The sequence below is a fragment of the Micromonospora sp. NPDC006766 genome (genome assembly GCF_040636055.1).
Classification (GTDB): Bacteria; Actinomycetota; Actinomycetes; order Mycobacteriales; family Micromonosporaceae; genus Micromonospora.
Genome location: NZ_JBEYIX010000063.1, coordinates 1 through 18,823, shown reverse-complemented (window position 1 = coordinate 18,823; position 18,823 = coordinate 1). Strand labels below are relative to the sequence as shown.

Sequence of the window (18,823 nt, the reverse complement as noted above, 5' to 3'; positions counted from 1 at the left end):
GCTCCTTCTTGGAATCAGGCGCGACGCGGCGTCACCGGCGCGGCGGTCCTGTTGCCCGGACAGACGGGAAGGGGACAGGCGAGGTTCACTGCCAGACGATGTCCGTAGGCCGCTCGGCTCCGGAGACGCTGAGGTCCGCAGGGGTTCCTGCGCCAACGCCGGCGCCAGCGCCGAGCAGCGCGGCCAGGAGGAAGAGCGAGCCAAGCAGTCGGCCCAGCTTTCGACCAGACATGATTGCTCCTGTCGTCAGGAAGACACAACAATGACAAGTGCCCATGATGCTGCCATACGGCACCACCTCAGAGAAGCTGTGGGAGCTGCGTCGATCCGACTGGCGCGGAGGTCGCGCCGTTCGGTCTGAGGAACACCTGGGCTGCCAGCCAGATCAGGGCAGCCAGGCCCGCTCGACCACTGCGCCTACTGCAGAATCAGACCTTCACCACGAACAGATCGAACCACGCAAAGCCCCACCCTGCGGATCGTCACGCTATGTCATGACGTGATACGCACGAAGGGCCCGGTCGACTGAACACGCATAGACCACCATACCTATGTCGTGTCTAAGTGCCAGCGTGTCCCGTCCCTCATTCACGTCAGGTTGCCGTCTCCGCCGGCCGTCCTGTCCGTAGCGGGATGTCCTGCCAGCTCGTACATGGCGAGCGAACGCCCAGGCCCGCGCGGGCGGGCGTGGGGCGCTCGTCGGCGGGATCGTCCTTCCGGGTCGTGGCCCCGGCGGGTGGCAGGTTGAGGTTTCGAAACCTCCGCAGCTTTCGCGGCGGACTTACAGTGCGCCACACTCAAAGCCCTGACCTGGCCTTATGGGCTGTCTCGCCCTGCTGGCGACACACATGCGACACGACCTCATGCAGTAGGCAGGTGTAGCCCTTCCGGCGGGCGCCCTGCAGCCGCTCGGGACGAGCTTACGGGCGCGGGCGGACGCCCCGAGGGCCGTCCGCCCGCACCGGCGCGCGGTGCCCACCCTTAGCGGTCACCGTGGCCGCTCAGCAGCCCTGGGTGCCGCTGACGATCGAGTACGATTGGTTGTTCCAGAGTATTCCGCCGGACGCGGACACGCAGTTGTTGGCGGTGCCGGTGACGCCGCGCGGACCCGCGTAGTACGAGTAGACGCCATCGTCGGTAGTGGACGCCTCGGTAATCGCGCAGGCGTTGCCCTTGCCCGAGGTCTGAGCGCACCGCGAGATGTGCACCCAGGTCGGGGCGGGCTTCCCGTACGCCGCGCCGAGATGGTTGACGCAGGCGCTGTTGGTGCCGCCGTTCGTGCTGTTGTAGTAGATGACCAACTCCATCACCGGGTTGCTCGCCGGGACCGCCTTGCGGTAAGTGACCGTCCCCGAACACGAAACAGCGGCCTGCGACGGCGCCTCGGTGATCACCTGCACCGCGGCGAACGACGCGGCCAGCGCGGCGACCGACGCCAGCACCTTCCGGGTGAGATTCATGCTCTCCTACTCCCTCCTGGACGGCCGCGCGGTGGCCGCCCCGGAACTTTCTCGTACGGCAGCCGCCGTTTGAGATCTTGCTGCCGAACCCTGGTCGGCGCGAGACGGCCACCGCATGATCATTAATGCGATGTGGACGCTACACCCAGAACGATCTTGTGGAGGCCCCGTGCGACACGCGTGGCCGTCGTCCGCCGGGAGCGTGTACGCGGCTGAGAGGCTTTCAAGACCACGAAGCTCACGGGGCTGACCTGCTGATACGCGATCCATCCCCCGCCCTGCGACACGAATACGGCACGGACCACCAGGCCAGAATCTGCCTGCCAACTCCAAGCCGGCTTCCAAACCGCCACCGGGGCCTACTGCCGGGCAGGGCGGGAGCTGTCGGTGCCCCTGCTCGCCGCGTCACGTCTCGTCGGCTGAAGCGGGAACGAGTGAGGCTCATAAAAGCGGCCCCTGGTGGCGGGTAGAGGATTCGAACCTCTGTAGCTTTCGCGACGGATTTACAGGGCGTCCGCGATTTTGTACCGGTTAGCCGTGCTGAGCTGCTGCTTCTCTTCCCGGTTCAGGCCGGGCGGGACAGCCCGCCCACCATCTACCCACGCCCACAGGGGCTCACGACCTCGGCAAGATGAGGCCGTCCGGAGGCCGCCCTCCGGGCCAACTGTCGAATCTCGGCGGGACTTCAAAGTCTGCCTCCTCGAAGGAGACACGCCCGCCACTGAACACCGCCTCGCCGAAGGACACCGTCCGGCCAAACACCGCTCCGTCGAACGATGTAGCCCCATCGCTGAACACCGCGTTGAGGAAGTGCACTCGCCCACTTTTGAATTCCGCCCCGTCGAACGACACACGCACACCTTTGAACACCGCCCTGGCGAAGGACACCCGCCCACCACTGAACACGGCCCCGTCGAATGACACCTCCATGCCGGCAAACACCGCCTTGGCGAAGGACACCTGCCCGCCACTGAACACTGCCCCAGCGAAGTACGAGCGTCCAGCAATGAACTGGGCCTCGGCGAAGGACACGCGCCCACCACTGAACGTGACGTCCGCGAGGTCCCCGCCGTCAAAGACTGCGCCAGTGAAGTCGAAGTCGTAGCCACGCCAGGAGGTTGCATTGTCGTCAGCAAGGCGCAAGTGCCTACCGATGAGACGGATGACGGTATGACGCACCTCCCGCTCTTCGCGAGCGGTCCACGCCGTGCCCACGTCCACAGCCGGCGCCGGGTCGTCGGCCTGTGCCGGTGCTTCGTTCGAAGCGTCCGGGGGTGGGGTGTAGGGCATGCGGAGGTAGGCGCAGAGGACGTCAATGCAGGTCTGTCGCCCCTCCCGCCAGTCATCAGCAAGGCCAGCCATCGCGTAGGCGCCCGCCAGACGGACGGCAGCCTTCTCCGATCCGAGCTGCTCGGATGCCTTGGTGAAGCGTTCGTTGAACAGCCGGACGCCGTTGCGATCAGTCTCGATTTTTGCCCGTTCGTCGGCCGCCTCAGCAAGAGCTTTGGTCACTTCGGCACGCAGATCAGCAGCGTGCGCCAGTTTTTGATCGATTTCCGCCAAGGCGTTTGCGTGCTCTGCTACTCGCTGCCGCCGATAAGCGACGACCAGGGCTGCGACACCACCGACGCCCGCCACAACGGCGAAGACAAGCTTCAAGAGGTCGAACAGGGTGGCTGCTGTGACCGTTCCATCCCGCTCAAGGCCAGGCCAACCGGCGTACCGAAGCGCCGCAGCAAACAAACCCACGACCAGCAACAACGCAGCCGTCACAGCCAGCGCGATCGACCGGCGGATGCCCCAGAGCCGCAGTTCCGGCACCGGACCATCAGTAGCTGGAATCGGACCAACCGCGACATGAACCTCAGGCCGGGTCGAGTCTTGCGACGTGGGCAACTTCACCCCCTCCTTTTAGCGCACCTCGTCCACATCCCCACACAGCCGGGCACCCGCGAACATCGCCCAGGCCGGCAGCACCTTACGCCAGGGCATCGCCGATCTTGTCGTTCATGGTGTCGTCTCCCCCATCGATGCAGTTGGCGTAGACGCGGAGCAGGACGGCGACGCCGTGGCCCAGGCGCCGGGCGACCTCGGTCGGCGGGACGCCGGCATTCAGCCAGAGCGAGGCCGCCGCGTGACGTAGGTCATAGGGACGACGGGCCAGCGGCGAGGCTGCCTGAGCCTCGGTCAGCGCCTTCTCGCGAGCGAGTTTCCACCACCGGTCGTAGACCGATTCGGAGAGCGGTCCGCCGTGCAGGCCCCGGAAGAAGCGACCATCCGGGCTAACGCCGTGATTCTCGACGTGCGCGCACAGCAGCTCGACGAGCCGGGGCGGGATCGGAACGGTTCGGGTTTCCTGCCGCGCCCGGTGCTTGAGGCCGCGCCGCTCGTGCGAGCCGCCGTCATCGGTCCAGCGCGAGCCGGCGCGCGGCGAGGTGCCGGCGAGCACCAGGCGACCCCAGCGGTATTCGATCTTCTCGTGATCGCAGGTTCCGGACGGCTTGACCGCCGCCAGGTCGTCGAAGTCGGCCCCGCAGCCGACGCAGCGGCCAGGCAGGTCGCAGTCGTCCCGCCGCAGGTCCGCCGCCTCAGAGGGGCGCATGCCCGCGTAGTAGAGGCAGCCGAAGAACGCCGTCACTTTGTCGGCCCGTTTGCCGAGAGACTTGACCGCCTCCAGCAGCGCGGCAACCTGAGCCGGGCTTGCCACCACCCGTCGGTCGATGGACTGCGCCACCTCCGGGGCGGTCCACTGCACCCGGTCGACCGGGTTGGAGTCGATCAGCTCCAGCTCGACGGCGTACCCGAGCGTGTTGTAGAAGGTGGCCCGCTTCCGCTGGACGGTGGAGGCAGCCGCGGGCTTGCCGTCGAGGCGTACGCACAGGCTGTCGAGGACCCGGCGGACCATCGCGGGCGAGTCCAGCTCGACGACCGGCAGGGACGCGGTTTCCAGCCAGGCCAGCGCCGCCGCATGTTCGGAGGGGATCTCCTCGGACCAGCGACGGGGGTTCAGCCCGTAGAGGTAGCGACGGGGGTTCAGCCCGTAGAGGTACAGCGCCTCACGGAGCAGGGCGTCATCCGGTCGGCCCCGCTTGGTCGGCCGGGTCAGGGTCACCGTGATGGAGGTCAACGCCTCGACGATCGACCGCCGGGTCTTGGCCGCCGCCCGGGGCCACTTCATCTCGACGTACGCGCGGCTGTGCGCGTACCAGGTGGTGGGGTTCTTGGTCCTCGCCTCGGAGACCGGGCGACCGGTTGCCGGGTCGAAGGGCTCCCCCGCGTTGGCCGCTTGGACAAGCTCGGCGCGGAACGAGTGCGCCAGAGCCTTGGTACGGAACATCTCCTCGAAGCGCCGGCCACCCACCGCCCAACGGACCCGCCAGGGCCGAGCCTTCCGGTCAGCGCGCTTGCCGATCTCCCAGATCTGGACCTCGTAGCTCTTCACGCCGCGTCCTGCTCCAGCTCACCGAGCCACCGCCCGAGCGCCGACCGGCGGACCCGAAGCTGCCCGTTCGGGAGCTTGATCACCCGTGGCCCCTTGCCGGTCTGCCGCCAGTAGAACCAGGTCGAGCGCGGTACGCGCAGCTCGGCGAGCACTTCCGGCACGGTCAAAAGTTCCTCGTTCACTGCGTCTCCTCCCCGTGGTGCTGTGCGCTGTGTTGAGTTGCCGAAAGATCTGAGGACCCCTGCGCGGCCCGGTCCTTGGCGGCGAGCAGTTCGGCCCGCCAGCGGGCGCGTTCGCTGATCGAACGCATGAGCCGGTGGGACAGGGGTCCCACGTCGGGGTCGTCTGGCCGGGCGAGTTCCCAGGCGTGCCGGACCCGCTCGGCGGTGTCGCCCTGCTCGTCGACGAGTTGCCCGGCGCCGCCGGCCGTGGCGCTGTCGGTGGTGGCACCGAGCAGTGCCCGGACCCAGGCCCGTACGTCGTGCTTGTGGTCGGCGAGGGTCTTGCCGGACCAGTCGCGGGAGATGAGGATGCGCCGGCCGCCGATGCCGAGGGTGTCTCGTTGGTGGACCTTGCCTTTGCAGCGGCCGGGCTTGAGCTTGGCGTGTGCCTTGCGCGGCTGGACGCCGTAGAGCAGCCAGTTGGCGCACCGGTCGGTGCAGGGCGTGATCTGGAGTTGCTGCCAGAGCCGGTCGAGGTGTGCCCGCTGCCGGTCGGTGGTCGGTTTGTGGCAGTCGCCGGTGTGCTTGGTGATGTACTTCGTGACGTACCGGATGGTCCGCTCGGCGTCCTCGGTGCCGGGCATGACGCCGCGAGCGTCGACCTGGGCGCCGAAGCGGACGACGTGCACCGGCTCGGCGGCCCGGTCGTCGTCGATGGCGTCAAGTGCGTCCGTCCAGGTGGTCAGCGGCTCGCGGGTGTCCGGGTCGACCCACGCCGCTGCCTGCTCGTCCCAGACCGGGAGCCGGTCGAGGTCGTACCGCTGGACGTCGACCGCCGGCCACCACACCTGGTGATAGGTCGCCGCCGCCACGGTGCGCAGCACGTCCCGGGGGATCGTGCCCCGGATGGCGAGGTGCGCGTGTGGAGCGAGACGGCGTTGCGGCTCGACGCAGCCGGCGTACTGGACGTTCCAGCCCTCGCAGCGGCGCAGGTTCTGCCAGAACCGGTCGAGCAGTCGAGGGAAGTGCACGGCGTCCCAGGCCGCCCGGCGGTAGTCGTACCGGTCGGGGTTGAGCGGGGTGCCGTCCAGGCGGACCGGGCCGTACGAGTCGAGGGTGAGGGTCAGCCACATCGACGGCCGGTAGGTGGAGCCGTCCGGGGCAGTGTAGGTGCGGCCGACGGTGCGCCGCTCGACCTTGCGCCGTGGCAGGTCTGGGGCATCCTGGCGCCGCTTGGTGGAGCGCTTGCGCCGGCGGCCGGGCTCGTCGTCCTGGTCCTCGTCGACGCCCGCGTGGGGTGGCCCGACGCGCCCGCGCAGGCCCTCAGCGGCGATGGCCTCTTCCACCTCGCGGATGGCCTCGTCGATGTCGGCGACCTGCTCCCACTGGGCGGCGCGGACCGCCTCGTCGCGGGAGAACTCCAGGTGTGCCCGGAACAGGATCAGAGACTTCTGTGCCTCGGTTGCGGGTTCCGGGCCGGGTAGCGGCTCGTCATCGCGGTGCCAACCCTCGCGGATCTGGGCCTGCCGCAGCCGGCGGTTCTTCTTGGCGCACGGCGGGCACTTGTCCTCGCGGGTGGCGCCGCAGGGCAGGTCGATGACCTCGGTCAGGCCGGTGTCGAGGGCGGTGCGGCGCATGGCGAGCGGTCGGAGATGCAAACGCCGTACTCGGTGGCGATCTGCTTGAGCACGTCGACCGAGCGGGGCAGCGCCATGCGGGCCGCCCGCGACCCCGGTCGAGGAGCAGCCGGGGCCGGGGCGGCGGGGGCAAGGCCGGGCAGGGTCGGAGCGGTCATCGGATGATCCCCACGACCTGCGGCCGGTTGGGCTGGACGACGCCGAGCGGAGGCAGCACCGCGGCCGGGGTCGACGGCACCACGGGAGCCGGCGGTACGGGCTGCTCCGGTTCGGCGTACCAGTCGGCCTGGGGCTGGTCCGGCTCGGGAGCCGGCGGGGTGGCCGATGCGCTGGACAGGACGACCTTGACCAGGGCGAGGAAGGCCAGCGACGGCACGGCCGCGACGATCCAGCCCCAGATGGACGGTTCGGCTTCCGCGACCTGGGCGGCGAGGGAGAGCAGGGCGAACGCGACCAGGAGCACGCCGACCATGCCGACCGGTCGGCCAGCGCGGCGCCGGGCGCGGATCTCCAGCCCGAGGTAGATGGCCATCAGCTCGACGGCTACCGCGTTGGCCCAGCCGATCCAGTCGGGCTGGCCGTGGGCGACGGTCAGATCGTGGACGTGGGTGAAGGCCGCAGCACCGGCCATGATCCCGACGGCAAGCAGGATCAGCAGGCGGGCGCCGGACTCGGCACGAGCGCGGATCACTGGCCGCTCTCGGGGTTGCGGACGACGATGGTGATGCGGATTCGCTGTCCGTCGAGGTCGCGGCGGCGGTGGACCATGTGGGCCAGGCCGTGCAGGGCGGCGGCGAGCCGGTCCGGGGAGCCGTTCAGGTCGATGTGCAGCGGCTTGAGTCGGTGGGTGCCGAGGAAGAAGCGCTTGAGGGACATCGGGGTTACCTCCGGGCCGGGGCGACGCGGGTACGGATGTGGTCGGGCGGCTCGCCGAGGGAGGCGACCGCTTCGGAGAGGCAGCGCCACAGCGCCCACGCCTCGTCGGGGGTCAGGTGCATGCGGCGCCGGCCACCGCCGACCGCGAGATAAACCGGGTACGGGTCCGGCCGGTCCGGGTCGACGCGCACGGAGACGGCGGTGCTGGTCGCGCCGTCGGGGTTCGGAGCGCGGAGCCGGTAGAAGGTCGAGGCGGTCACCGCGGCTCACCCCCGTCGGTGTCGCGGTCGAGGAAGGTGAGCAGCGAGTCCGGCAGCAGCGGCCCACGAGGACGCCGAGGCAGTGCCGGCCGGGTCGGCTCGTCGGCGGTCTCCCGGCCGACCTGGGTGAGGATGTCCGCCGCGTCGGCCGGGGCCGGGTAGCCGGTGGCCAACTCGCGAATGTGGTCGTCGGAGACGTACGAGAAGCGGACCCGCGCCGGTTCCGGCGTGCCGTCGAGGATCACGTACCCGACGCCCTTCGCCCACCGGGGCATCTGGTCGGCCAGGGCACCCCGGTTACGGGCACCGTCGCCCAACACGAGGTCAACCTGAGCCGCCTCGGTCAGGCCGAGCGCGATGCGGGTCGGGAACAGGTCCCGGAACGGCAGCACCTCCTTGCGGGGGTCCTGCAACGCGGCCACGACCAGGACGCCGACCCCGGCACCCTGGGACAGCAGCAGCCCCAGCAAGGACGCGATGCGCTTGCGCAGGTCGACGTCCTGGAGGTACGCGGTCAGCGCCGCCATTTCGTCGATGACGACCACGACCAGGGGGTCAGCCTCGGTCGGGGTGTGTACCCGCACCGCGCCGGCCAGCCGGGTCTGCCGCTCCCGCATCACCGTCACGGCCTCGTCGAGCAGGTCCGCCATCGCCTCGAACGACTTGCAGGCGAACCGGGCGAACAGCGGCCGGCCCATGGCGAACTCCATGCCGCCCTTGGGGTCGATCACCCACAGCCGCACCAGCCCGGAGGCGACCCCGCCAGCGAGTGCCCGCACCAGCGACCACAGCACCGAGCCCTTGCCGGACCGGGTGGCCCCGCCGATCAGCACGTGCGTGGCGAGCAGGTGCAGGCACCAGTGCCGCAGATCCTCGCGACGAGCCAGCGGCAGCGCGGTGAAGTCCGGCACCGGCGGCACGTCGAACGGCATCACGACCGTGCGCAGCGCGTCCGTGCGGACCAGCACCAGATAGACCAGCGAGGGCCGGTCCCGGTACCGCAGCCGGTCCACCGCCCCAAGCGCCATCGCCCAGTAGCCGGTACGCACCGATGGCTCCCCCGGACGCTCGGAGTAGACCCGGGCGTGCCGACGGCCGAAGGCGTACGCCAGGTTTGCCGTGACCCGCTGGAACTCCTCCGGTGTCTGGCCGCGCACCATGCGGATGGTCAGCACATCGAGCGCCTGATCCGAGCGCACCCGCAGCAGCTGCGGCAGGACGACCCGATGGTCATACGTGCGGGTCAGCCCGCACAGGGTCATGGCCTCTCGCCAGGCCCGCCGGTAGACGAACACCTGACGGAACCGACCGAGCAGCGGACCAGCGCACCAGGCCCACCAGGACGCCTCGTGCTTCCACCGCCACACCGCCGACACGAAGCCAGCCAGGACCAGCGGCACGATCAGCCCGGACCGGCCGAACTCCCGGTAGAGCAGCACGCCGGCCACCACCAGGCCGACGGTGACCGGGTGGCGAAGGCACCACCACAGCCCCCGGCACAGCCACCGCAGCATCAGGCCGAGCGCGATCAGCCAGACCGGCAGCTCCAGCCGGCGCGGCCGGATCACCATCAGATCCCCGGCCGTGGTCATCACGACCTCACCACGCGGCCGGCGGATCATCGCGCACCCCGCACGACCGCTACCAGCACCCGCCCGAAGGCAGGCATACCCTTGGACACGTCGCTACCTCTCTCGCCAGAGCAGGGGGAAGAGACAGAGGGCGGGGCTGCCGTCCGCCAAGACCTGACAGCCCCGCCCCCACCCGAAGCGGCTACGCCGCCGCCTTCTTGGCCACGCCCGCCGGGGCGCGTAGCCCGGTCGCGCGCAGCGAGTACGCCATCCGGTTGTTGTTGGCCACGTAGGGCGTGACGGTCATGCCGTCGAACTCCACCGCCTCGAACGGCGCACCCGTGGGCGGCACCGGCTGGTAGTCGGCGGAGATCTTCACCGTCGTCTCCCGCGACCGCTTCCCCAGCTCGGGGTCAAGGTCCATCACCCGGACCTGCCACACCCGCTGGCCGGTCACCTTGTCCTTCGCCGGGCTACGCCGGCCGGTCTTCTCGTCGTAGTCCTCGACCTCACCCAGGGACTCGGGCACCAACGCGCACCCGGCCGGGAACACGTCCTCGAACCGCACGGCGAACCGCGTGCCGCCTCGCAGAGCCATCGCTCAACCTCCAGCTTGTTAACTTGTCTGCCAAGTTGCGATCCAAGGTAGACGCCACTTGGCAGACAAGTCAACAAGTCGGCCACGGAAGGGCCTACCCACGTCGAGTCGGAGCCCTCCGGCCCGAGGAGCATCACAGCCCCGCCGCCCATCGTCGGCCATCCGACACCCCCGGCCACCCATCAAGAGAACTTCGGCCGCAAAAATGTTGGTCACCAGAAGGGACCTTCGAGATGCTTAAGAACATCGATCGCGACCGGCTCTTATACAATTGGATGCTTTCTTGGCCAATTTTGAGACATAAATATGGCAGACCCTTGAAAAAATGGCTACGTGCGGTAGCACTGCTCATAGCGGTCTCCGCAGGAGCGCTCGCCTATGGCCTCGCCCTTGCCTGGGCTCCTCGCATGGTCGATTCGACAGCATTCGCGGCAGCTACTGCCGAAGCCAAGTTGAACGCCGTACACAATGCACGCGTGCTCGTTCTATCCGTAGGCGGCGCGGTAGTTGTTGGAATAGGCTTGCTTTACACGGCGCGCAACTACAGGCTCGCCCATCGCGGGCAAATGACGGACCGATTTACGAAAGCGCTTGAGCGGCTCGGTTCTAGCGAGATGTACTTGCGGGTAGGGGCTGTTCGCGCCTTGGAGCACGTAATGCGTGACTCGCCCGGCCATCACGCAGATACTGTGGAGGTTCTGATCTCCTTCATCCGAGACCGCACCCGCTTGCGATCTGAATCTCAGAGTCTCCCCGCGCCAAAGGCCTCCACCGAACCCGATCCTGACGTCCAAGCAGCCCTCTCAGCCTTATGTCATAGACCTCGTCGCAGCGAGAGGGAGCCATTGAATCTTTCAGATCTCGACCTGCGGGGAGCAAGCTTTCGAGGTGGCGACCTCAGGTATGCGGAGTTCTTCAACAGCGCCTTAGATGGGGCATACTTCATCGATGCAAAGGTAACCTACGCGTCCTTCATGCACGCGAGCCTCAGTCGCTCATGGTTTTCAAATGCGGATATTCGCCGTTCAAACTTCGACCATTCGACGTGCAGCGGAGCCTACTTTCATAAGGCAAAAGCGCGAGGATCCTCCTTTTTGGCGGCAGTGATCACTCGCGCACATTTTACTAGCTCTGATCTAAGGGGCGCAGTCTTCCTGTCCGCAGATATGACGGATGCAAAACTGGGTGGTGCAGACCTGCGTCGGGCGTACTTTGTGGATGAGGACGGCACCGATGAGGCTGTCGGGCTGACAGAGCAGCAACTTGAACAAGCAAGGCTAGTCTCTGGGGCCAGAATATTTTCTACGACTTGGCTCGCTCGTCTCGCCAGCTACGCCCATCGTCGACGGGTCAGCAGGTAAGCCTGCTACATGTCCTGCACTCTCGCGAAACGCAGGCCAGCGGCTCAAAGGGCCCGGCGTAGAAACGATTCCTCTGGGTAACGACCGCAGGATGAGCGACGAGAACCGGTCTATTGACGAGGAACACTCGCGCCCCGTGGCTTGGATGACGCCACGGTGACGGCGCTTGGCGAGTTGAGCAAGGCGCTGGAGACCATCCACCGAGTACGAGGCCATCTCTACTCGGCCCACCAGTTGGTCGGCAGGGCGGACCTGACGCTCGACCGCGTGGTCAAAGTTGCTGCGCGAAGCGGGACACAGCGAGGTCGCCGACCGCGTGGGGCGCGAGTTGCTAGGCCGGAACGTGCTACCCGGGCGGTGGACGTTCCAGATCGTGGAGGAGTTCGACGACGGCTACTACGCCGCGTTCCAGGAGATCGAGCGGGACGCCCGGGAACGCCTGGCCGGCGGTCGGCGGCACATCTACGAGGCGGAGATGAAGCAGCGACGCCGTACCCCTGGGATGCCGGGGCACGAGGCTACGCCGTAACGCCGCCGGCGAAGCCGTGCGGGACCATCGAAGCCAGGGCGTTGGCTCTGGCCTCGATGATCCTCATTCGTGCCTGATACTCGGCGGGTTCCCGGTGCGCGGCCTGACCGGTGACCTGACCAGGCCATTTGCGATAGAGCAGGCCGTATTCACGAGTGAAGTAGCCCTCGCTGACCGCGTTGGCGGCGAGAAGCAGGCCGGTGTCCTCGGAGGCGGGCAGGGCCATCCAGCCACCCAGGGCGAAGACGAGATCCCGCCGCAGGCACAGTGTCGCCGGGTGCACGGATGCCCGGTGGTCGTTCGTACGCCAGAAAGACAGGACGGCGCCGCGGGCGATGACGCCGCCGGCCGGGTCCTTGTCCCACCCGGCGGTCGAGCCGTCGGGCAGCAGGTCGAGCACCCGCGAGGTGGTCCAGCCGATCTGCGGATGCGCGTCGAACGCGGCGATGTCCCGGGCGAGCGCACCGGGAGTCAACTGGTCATCAGCGTCCAGCACCTTGATGAGTTCCCCGGAAACCCGGGAAAGAGCGAGGGTACGGGCAACACCCGGCCCGCCGGCCCGGCCGGAGCCAACACTGATCCGAGGGTCGTCGGGCAGCGCGTCGACCAGGGCACCGGTCTGCCCGTCCTCTTGGACGAGCCACTGCCAGTCCCACCCGCCGGGCATCTCCTGCTTGACCAGCGACGCGTATGTGTCCGCCAGGTACGGGATGCTAGGCGCGTGGACCGGCGTGATGACCGAGACGAGCTGCGTCACGTTTTCCACCGTTGCAGTTTGTGGGAGTAGACCAGCTCGGTCCGGTCGCCCGGCATCACCACGTCCGCCACTTCGACGACCCGGCCGGTCGTGTCGATCGAGGTCTTGCGCACGGTGAGCACCGAGACGCCCGGATCGATGTCCAACAGCTCGGCCTCGTCCGGCGACGGCGGACGGGCGCGGATCTCGTCTTCGATCCGGTCCAGCTCGATGCCGAGCGTGTGGAGCTGATGCTGCGTACCCCCGGGCCAGGGCTCCTTGCCCGCGTCGAGCAGGTCCGGGTTCGCGGCCACCAGGTCATAGGGCAGGTAGGAGTACGACATGGTCAGCGGCGCGTTCTCGTGCCGGGAGGACGTCCAGTAGACCCGACGCAACAGCGCCGTACCCGGCTCGACCCGCAGGGCCGCCGCCATCTCCTCGTCCGCTTCCACGCGGCTGTACTCGGCGTGGAACTTGAGGTCATCGACGGTCAGGCCGGTGTCGTGCTCGATGGCACCGGTCTTCAACCGCTCAGTCTCGTCGAGCAGAACCCGGTTCTTCTCCCACTGGTACCGCTCGGCGTTACGACGGCGTACCCGCTGCCGGGGTGCCCTCACGTAGGTGCCGCGCCCCTGCTCCGCGCGGACCAGGCCCCATTCCCGGAGCTGACGGATCGCGTTACGCACGCTGGTGCGGGACAGGCCGGACGACTCGGCCAACTCTGTCTCGCTCGGCATCAGCGTGCCGGGGGCCAACTCCCCGCCCATGATCTTCGCCCGCAACTCCTCCGCGAGTTGCAGGTAACGAGGGCGCCAGTCCCGGCCATGCACACCGGTCACCGTACCCCCTAGACGTTCCAACGTCTGCCAGGTGGTCCCCCCAGCCGGCCGCTCGGGTACCGGGGTGACGGCCGCCGCGGGCCGCCTCGTCTGCTGCCTGCCCAGCGGGGGCCTTTGGCTGGTGAGCCGTCGGTCAGTGGCGCTCATCGTGGCCCTCCAGAAGCCGACCTTTGGTCATCATCACGAGCCGGGCGTAGGTCAGCTCGTAGATGAGCCGGTCCAACTGGGTCCGGGAGAGCAGGATCGATTGGGTAGCGCCGTCACGGGTCGTGTCGAGCTTTACGGCCAGGTCCCGGCGCGCGAACCGGTCGAGCAGCAGTTGGACGCTGATCCACCCGTTCGGCTCCCGCCCGATGGTGGCGATCAAGCCCCGGTGCATCGGATCGTTCGGCCCGCAGCCCCGGCACCACTTCGGGCACGTAGCGGGCGCGGCCGACGGCCTACTCTCAGCCGCTCCCCGGCGCCTACTCATCGTCGCTCCCGGCGTGGCCGCCGGCCTGGTCGAGCAGACCTCGAAGTCGCTCGACCAGTTGGGCAGCCTGTGCCAGCGACAGCTCAGCCCAGGCGTTCCCGGCCCGGCACGTCGCGTGGACCGCGATCAGCGGCGCCCGGGCGTCGGTGCCGATGAGGTACGTGACCACCATGCCGCCCGCCCTGGATTCGCCGAACCGGTACATCGGGCCGCGATGACGGCGGGCCATGTGCGCCATCACCGGCGGCACCAGATGACCGCAGCGGTCCGGGGCGCACCAGTCCGGGTGGCTGATGACAGCGTCCGGCTTGTTCGTACGCGTCATCGTGGCCACCGCCCGCCGTTGCCCCGATAGATCTGCCCGAGGGTCATCAGCGGCGCGTATCGCAGCGTGGGCAGTTGCCGCGTCGGCCCGACCGACCACCACGGCGAGGACGGGACGGACACCGGGCGCGGAGCCGGGGGCATGTTGCTCCTGGCGGCCCGGGTCGGCGGGCGCTTCCGGGACCACCAGGACGAGAACCAGCGGCGCCGACGATGAGAACCAGACATCGCACCTCCACAGGTAGACGGGGACCGGTGGCCGACCACGGGGGAATGCAGCCGGCCACCGGCCCGGATGAAGGCACGGCGCACCGTCCGACGCCGGACGGGTCGGGTATCGCCGAGCCAACTCGTCCGCGCGGCTACCGCAACCGGTCCAACAGGACGCCGCGCGTCAGGTGCGACCAGGGCTGGCACCGGCACCACCCCTGATACGAGCCGTCACCGTGGTCGCACACCAGGAAACGTATCTACAAGTGGACGAGTTGTCTAGACGTCGAAACGGGTCACTTGGCTGGCACTTGGTAAGACAAGTGCCAGGTACGGTGAGCAGGTGCCCACCCCGCACTACGGACAGCCCCGCTACCGCGTCATCGCCGACGAGCTGAGGAAGCGCATCGAGAGTGGCGTCATCCCGCCGGGCTCCCTCTTGCCAACCGAAAGCGCACTCACGGCCGAATTCCGGGCTGCCCGCGGCACAATCCGTCAGGCCATAGCCGTACTACGGGAGGCAGGTTTAGTGGCCACCGAACACGGCCGCGGCACCTACGCAAACCTCCGCCGGCACGAGAGCGGGTCGGACAAGAGTTCTGAGCCGGACACACGACAGCGCCAAGTCGCCGCCGATCCGGAGCTTGCAGCCCTCTTCGCGGTTGAGGTGGGTACAGCCCTGATCGAACAAGAGCATGTCACCCGAGCGAATGGGGCCGTCGGGAAGGTCGTCAGAACCTATCGACTACCCCGGGCGAGGCAGTGAGAGTGAGGCAGTAAGACTCCGTGCGCACTTTCACCACATCCTCAAGGCGGCCCTGAACGGGCGGCGGCCGGCGCGGAGAGCGGGGAGCCCGGGGCCGCCGCAGACGGTAGCGCCGAGAGTGGTTGAGGTTCGCGGGCCGGCAGCCAGCCACGCCGCGCCCGAGCGACGCGGCGCAGGGAAGGGCACGCCGGGTCCGCACGGCGGATCGCGGCGGTCGACCTGTTGCGGTCACTGCGCCTCCGGCCATGGCGCAACGACTCCAGGATGGCCGGGCTCCCGTCCGCGCGTTGCGGTCCGTGGGTGATTGCGAGGGCCATTCCGCCAGCCGACGACGCGGGCAAGCCGAGCAGACCACCGCCCGGCTCGCCGTTGGATCCTCCGACGCACCAGCGGACTGAGACTTGCATCCGATTCGTTGCGCCAGAAGGGTTGAAGCCCATAGGTACAGTCCATGACTAGCCCGATGATGTTGGATGCGTGACAGCCGGAGCGTAGAAGTCGTGAAGTTGACATTGACCTATCAGGGGCCACTGCCTCCACGTAAGCGAGGAATTACGAGCGAGAAGGCCAACCTGCGCACCGCCTTCCACTCCCAGATTCTTGCCCAGGTTCGCTCGCGGCTCGCAGAGAAGACCGTCAAGGCCGTCACAAGCACGATTGGTGGCCACGCTTTCGTTTCGGTGGTTCACCAAAACCTGCGGACCGCAGTCGAGCTGGACGTCCTGCTCCTTACCCCGCAAGAGCGTCGTCAGGTAGGCGACACTGACAATCGTCTCAAGACACTCATCGACGGGCTGACTCGACCGGCCAATCTCGAACAAATGCGGGATTATGTGCCACCGGACGATGGTGGTCCCCTGTATTGCCTGATGGATAATGATGCCCTGGTAAACCGTCTTAGTGTAGATAGTCGCCGGTGGTTTGTTCCCAACGTTACAGATACAGATGCGTTAGTTCTGGTTACCGCATCGATTGTGCTCGGGGCGAACGCCGACATGACCAGCCCAACCGCAAACATCTTCTTGGCGCTGTAGCGGCCACCATCCTCGTCGGGTGGTGCGACGAGACGTCACCTGGGTGACTAGCTGAGTGGCGATCGAGAGTCTGAGCCAGATGATCAGATTTCATCTCACGTCAGGCATGGATGGAGCGAGCGTAAATTGCATTCAATCATCGATGTGATCGAAAACTACGGATGGCGTGATGGGAGGCTCGATTTCCAACGGCTTCCTGGACGGCATTTATGGGACTTTGGCGAGGAGGTTCGCCGTTTCGCGGTGGCAGTTGCCGATCAAAGCGCCCTCCCGGAAACAGATGCAACCTACATTGGCGGCTGGCCCTCCGCTAATCCTTATGAAGTGCAGTCAAGTGACCTCATCCTAACTTCTTTGCTCTACGCCAATCGCGTAATAGTACGAGACCCAATTGCCGACTGGTTCAGTCTGGACCAGTATTATCTTGAACGGCCAATGGCTAGCCGGCCGGGGTTTCTCCGGGAGGGGGGTCGGCCGAACGTCGCAGAGACGCGCGCATTCCTTGTCAATGTTGTACCAGGTCTCATGGCGCTCAAGCCGCTCGTGCGTGCTGGCTTGATTCAAATCGTTCCTGCAGCACGGATTCATCGTGCAAGGAAAGGCGAGGTAGAGTCAGTCGTCGAAAGCGTCCTCAGTCAACTGAGGACCCCGTTCGAGGTGACCGAGAGGTTTCATCCAACCGATTTAGCACAGGATGACAACCTGAGGGGCGTGTTCGTATTTGCTGGCGGAGAGCGCGAGCAGCAACTACTCAAAGCTGTACGAGCTGCTACACGATACTTCGCTCGCGAATTCCTTGTTGCTGATCATGTTGGTGCCACATACTGCGCGCCGTTCGCGTTCGAGAGGTTCCTATGCGACCGCGCCGGGGCTGCGCTACGCCAAGCCGAGGCGCGAGTACCTGAGCTATTAATCGCCTCTGAGATTCCGCTCTTTCATGGCCTTAGCCCGCAGGTCATCGCCACGATTCACGACGATGATAGCTTCGGTGAATTCCGGCGGCAGATCTACGAGATTTACGGTGAATTGCCTAGTGGTTCACAAGCGGAACAGGGGGTTTACCTGCGTGATCGCGAAAGGGTCAAGCTGCAACCTCTTCTTGACACTGCAAAGAAAGAGGCTGATCGCGGCCCTCTCTCCCGCGCTGGTATTAGGTACGGAGGCCACGCCTTTGGGCTAGCGGCGGGCCTTGCGGTTGAGGCAGCGTTTCCATCAGGTGGGCTCGCGGCTGCATCCACGACGGCGTTGGTAGAAGTTGTTAAGGCGAAGCTGGACGCAAAAGGCACCGCTTCCTCGGCGCCGGTCTGGACCGCTCTTACTAAACATCAGCGAGTTCCGGCAAGGGAGCTTCGGGCAGTGCCGCAACCTGGAAATACCGTCGAGGAGTCTGCGCTGGACAAGTACTGGGGAATACCAGCTGAACCCAGCCTGAACGTTGTCGTCACTCCAGGGGCCGCCTTATTGGAATTTGCTCCTCTATCTGAAGCTGAAATAGCGCAACCAGAAGGTTACCAAGAAGGGCAATATCGGCCATGCGAGTGTGGAAGTGGCCACAAGTTCAAGTTCTGCTGTCAGGGAATGCTGGAATTTGAAGTGAGGTAGCCGGTAAAGACGGGATGGGTAGTTTCACACAGCCCGCCAGCAAATTGGTAGGTTGAGGACGCTAATAGCGTTTTCGTGTGAGTGGGATTTTACGCTGACATATGGCCCCGGTGCGGGCCAAGGCCAATTGCGACCGCCCTAGGCCATCCATTGGCTAGTAGGCAGAGAAAAGGCAGCGAGAGCATCGTCAGCGGCCAACAATGCACCGCAAATGCAGGCATGGGGGCCATGGCCGACAGCACCGGATGACACTCGATGATGCTGCGTGCCCGCGTTCACACCGAAGCAGTCAGCCCTGTTGCTGTCGACAGCAGCGGTGACAGCAACAGGGCTGGATAATGAGAGCCGAACCCAGCAGGCGACGGATCAACGCCAACGTCGGAGACGTGCGCGGACCAGCCCGGACGGAGCGCCCAGAACTTGCAAGCGAGATGTCTCGCCCCCACCTGCTGGCGGCGGTCACTGGGAATTCCCCGCGCACGGACACCGACCCATACCAAATGTCCAGATCACAGCAAGTAACGGAGATCCAGCCAAACAGCAGGCCGATCGCCCTGAGGGAAGGACCCGCGCGACCTCCCGGCCAGCACCGGATCCCAACGGAACCACGAGATTCAGTGGCAAGCCGACCCGCACCGCAGCCGCGTCAAACGCGGCGAGGAGCGGAAGCGGTGCGGCAGGGCACGACCGTTTCGCATCAAAGCTGATGCGAGCCTGCGGGGCGCTTGCCGCCTGCGAAAGGCTCTCCGCCAGCCGGCTACTGCGAGCGACGACGTGTCCCCCGGCACGGACTGGAGGTGTCCGCAGGCGCGGATGGCGTTGTCCGCCCACAAGGCAAAACCCGTGTCCGCTAGTACGGCAGCCGCCGTTCGGGATCATGGCTGAAGTTCGGCGTTGAGGCGTCGTTTGTAGTGGGCTCGTCGGGCTCGGGCTTGATGCCGGCGT

At 66.8% G+C, this 18,823-nt stretch carries 18 protein-coding genes and 2 pseudogenes; 5 read left to right on the top strand and 15 right to left on the bottom strand.

Features of this window, described 5'->3' with window-relative positions; translation table 11 throughout:
- Nucleotides 1-85 precede the first annotated feature (85 nt).
- The 11 genes and pseudogenes from ABZ671_RS29250 to ABZ671_RS29200 all read right to left on the bottom strand — a co-directional run bounded on the left by ABZ671_RS29250 (nt 86) and on the right by ABZ671_RS29200 (nt 10,005).
- On the bottom strand, nt 86-232 hold the full coding sequence (locus ABZ671_RS29250) for a hypothetical protein (protein ID WP_357864194.1): 147 nt from the start codon (nt 230-232) through the stop codon (nt 86-88).
- Nucleotides 233-1,001: 769 nt separating this feature from the next.
- Nucleotides 1,002-1,460: a hypothetical protein gene (locus tag ABZ671_RS29245; RefSeq protein WP_357864192.1), complete on the bottom strand. Its 459-nt coding sequence runs from the start codon at nt 1,458-1,460 to the stop codon at nt 1,002-1,004.
- 615 nt (nt 1,461-2,075) lie between these two features.
- Entirely contained in the window at nt 2,076-3,281 is a 1,206-nt protein-coding gene (locus ABZ671_RS29240; protein ID WP_357864190.1) for a hypothetical protein, read from the bottom strand.
- A gap of 157 nt (nt 3,282-3,438) precedes the next feature.
- Nucleotides 3,439-4,902: a tyrosine-type recombinase/integrase gene (locus tag ABZ671_RS29235; RefSeq protein WP_357864188.1), complete on the bottom strand. Its 1,464-nt coding sequence runs from the start codon at nt 4,900-4,902 to the stop codon at nt 3,439-3,441.
- A complete protein-coding gene (locus ABZ671_RS29230) occupies nt 4,899-5,084 on the bottom strand; it encodes a helix-turn-helix domain-containing protein (RefSeq protein ID WP_018784531.1) in 186 nt (61 codons plus the stop codon). The genes ABZ671_RS29235 and ABZ671_RS29230 overlap by 4 nt, the downstream gene beginning before the upstream one ends.
- Nucleotides 5,081-6,858: pseudogene (locus ABZ671_RS29225) on the bottom strand (replication initiator). The gene ABZ671_RS29230 and the pseudogene ABZ671_RS29225 overlap by 4 nt, the downstream one beginning before the upstream one ends.
- Entirely contained in the window at nt 6,855-7,391 is a 537-nt protein-coding gene (locus ABZ671_RS29220; protein WP_357864186.1) for a DUF2637 domain-containing protein, read from the bottom strand. The pseudogene ABZ671_RS29225 and the gene ABZ671_RS29220 overlap by 4 nt, the downstream one beginning before the upstream one ends.
- A complete protein-coding gene (locus tag ABZ671_RS29215; protein WP_357864184.1) occupies nt 7,388-7,576 on the bottom strand; it encodes a hypothetical protein in 189 nt (62 codons plus the stop codon). Before ABZ671_RS29215 ends, ABZ671_RS29220 begins: the two co-directional genes overlap by 4 nt.
- A 5-nt stretch (nt 7,577-7,581) precedes the next feature.
- Nucleotides 7,582-7,836, bottom strand: a complete 255-nt coding sequence (locus ABZ671_RS29210; RefSeq protein ID WP_357864182.1) for a hypothetical protein — start codon at nt 7,834-7,836, stop codon at nt 7,582-7,584.
- Nucleotides 7,833-9,428: an FtsK/SpoIIIE domain-containing protein gene (locus ABZ671_RS29205; RefSeq protein ID WP_357864215.1), complete on the bottom strand. Its 1,596-nt coding sequence runs from the start codon at nt 9,426-9,428 to the stop codon at nt 7,833-7,835. Before ABZ671_RS29205 ends, ABZ671_RS29210 begins: the two co-directional genes overlap by 4 nt.
- Before the next feature lie 181 nt (nt 9,429-9,609).
- On the bottom strand, nt 9,610-10,005 hold the full coding sequence (locus ABZ671_RS29200; protein ID WP_357864180.1) for a transcriptional regulator: 396 nt from the start codon (nt 10,003-10,005) through the stop codon (nt 9,610-9,612).
- 233 nt (nt 10,006-10,238) lie between these two features.
- On the opposite strand from ABZ671_RS29200, the gene ABZ671_RS29195 reads away from it, so the two are divergent.
- Both ABZ671_RS29195 and ABZ671_RS29190 read left to right on the top strand, forming a co-directional pair.
- On the top strand, nt 10,239-11,366 hold the full coding sequence (locus tag ABZ671_RS29195) for a pentapeptide repeat-containing protein (protein WP_357864179.1): 1,128 nt from the start codon (nt 10,239-10,241) through the stop codon (nt 11,364-11,366).
- A gap of 91 nt (nt 11,367-11,457) precedes the next feature.
- Nucleotides 11,458-11,895 (top strand): annotated as a pseudogene (locus tag ABZ671_RS29190) (hypothetical protein).
- On the opposite strand, the gene ABZ671_RS29185 reads toward ABZ671_RS29190, so the two are convergent.
- The 4 genes from ABZ671_RS29185 to ABZ671_RS29170 all read right to left on the bottom strand — a co-directional run bounded on the left by ABZ671_RS29185 (nt 11,885) and on the right by ABZ671_RS29170 (nt 14,267).
- The gene (locus tag ABZ671_RS29185) at nt 11,885-12,661 is read right to left on the bottom strand and encodes a glycosyltransferase (RefSeq protein ID WP_357864177.1); all 777 of its coding nucleotides are present in this window, start codon (nt 12,659-12,661) and stop codon (nt 11,885-11,887) included. The pseudogene ABZ671_RS29190 and the gene ABZ671_RS29185 overlap by 11 nt on opposite strands.
- Nucleotides 12,649-13,470, bottom strand: coding sequence for a GntR family transcriptional regulator (locus ABZ671_RS29180; RefSeq protein WP_357864175.1), 822 nt, complete (start codon nt 13,468-13,470; stop codon nt 12,649-12,651). Before ABZ671_RS29180 ends, ABZ671_RS29185 begins: the two co-directional genes overlap by 13 nt.
- A gap of 133 nt (nt 13,471-13,603) precedes the next feature.
- Nucleotides 13,604-13,849, bottom strand: a complete 246-nt coding sequence (locus tag ABZ671_RS29175) for a precorrin-4 C11-methyltransferase (protein ID WP_357864173.1) — start codon at nt 13,847-13,849, stop codon at nt 13,604-13,606.
- Nucleotides 13,850-13,934: 85 nt separating this feature from the next.
- Nucleotides 13,935-14,267, bottom strand: a complete 333-nt coding sequence (locus ABZ671_RS29170; RefSeq protein WP_357864171.1) for a hypothetical protein — start codon at nt 14,265-14,267, stop codon at nt 13,935-13,937.
- A 552-nt stretch (nt 14,268-14,819) separates the two neighbouring features.
- Here ABZ671_RS29170 and ABZ671_RS29165 point away from each other — a divergent pair.
- From ABZ671_RS29165 to ABZ671_RS29155, 3 genes are all read left to right on the top strand, one after another.
- Nucleotides 14,820-15,242 (top strand): GntR family transcriptional regulator, encoded by a 423-nt coding sequence (locus ABZ671_RS29165; protein WP_357864169.1) that lies wholly within the window; start codon nt 14,820-14,822, stop codon nt 15,240-15,242.
- Between the two features lie 500 nt (nt 15,243-15,742).
- Entirely contained in the window at nt 15,743-16,276 is a 534-nt protein-coding gene (locus ABZ671_RS29160; protein ID WP_357864167.1) for a hypothetical protein, read from the top strand.
- A gap of 144 nt (nt 16,277-16,420) precedes the next feature.
- Nucleotides 16,421-17,878 carry an SEC-C domain-containing protein gene (locus tag ABZ671_RS29155; RefSeq protein WP_357864165.1) on the top strand — a complete coding sequence of 486 codons (1,458 nt, stop codon included), beginning with the start codon at nt 16,421-16,423 and terminating at the stop codon, nt 17,876-17,878.
- Nucleotides 17,879-18,823: the final 945 nt, after the last annotated feature.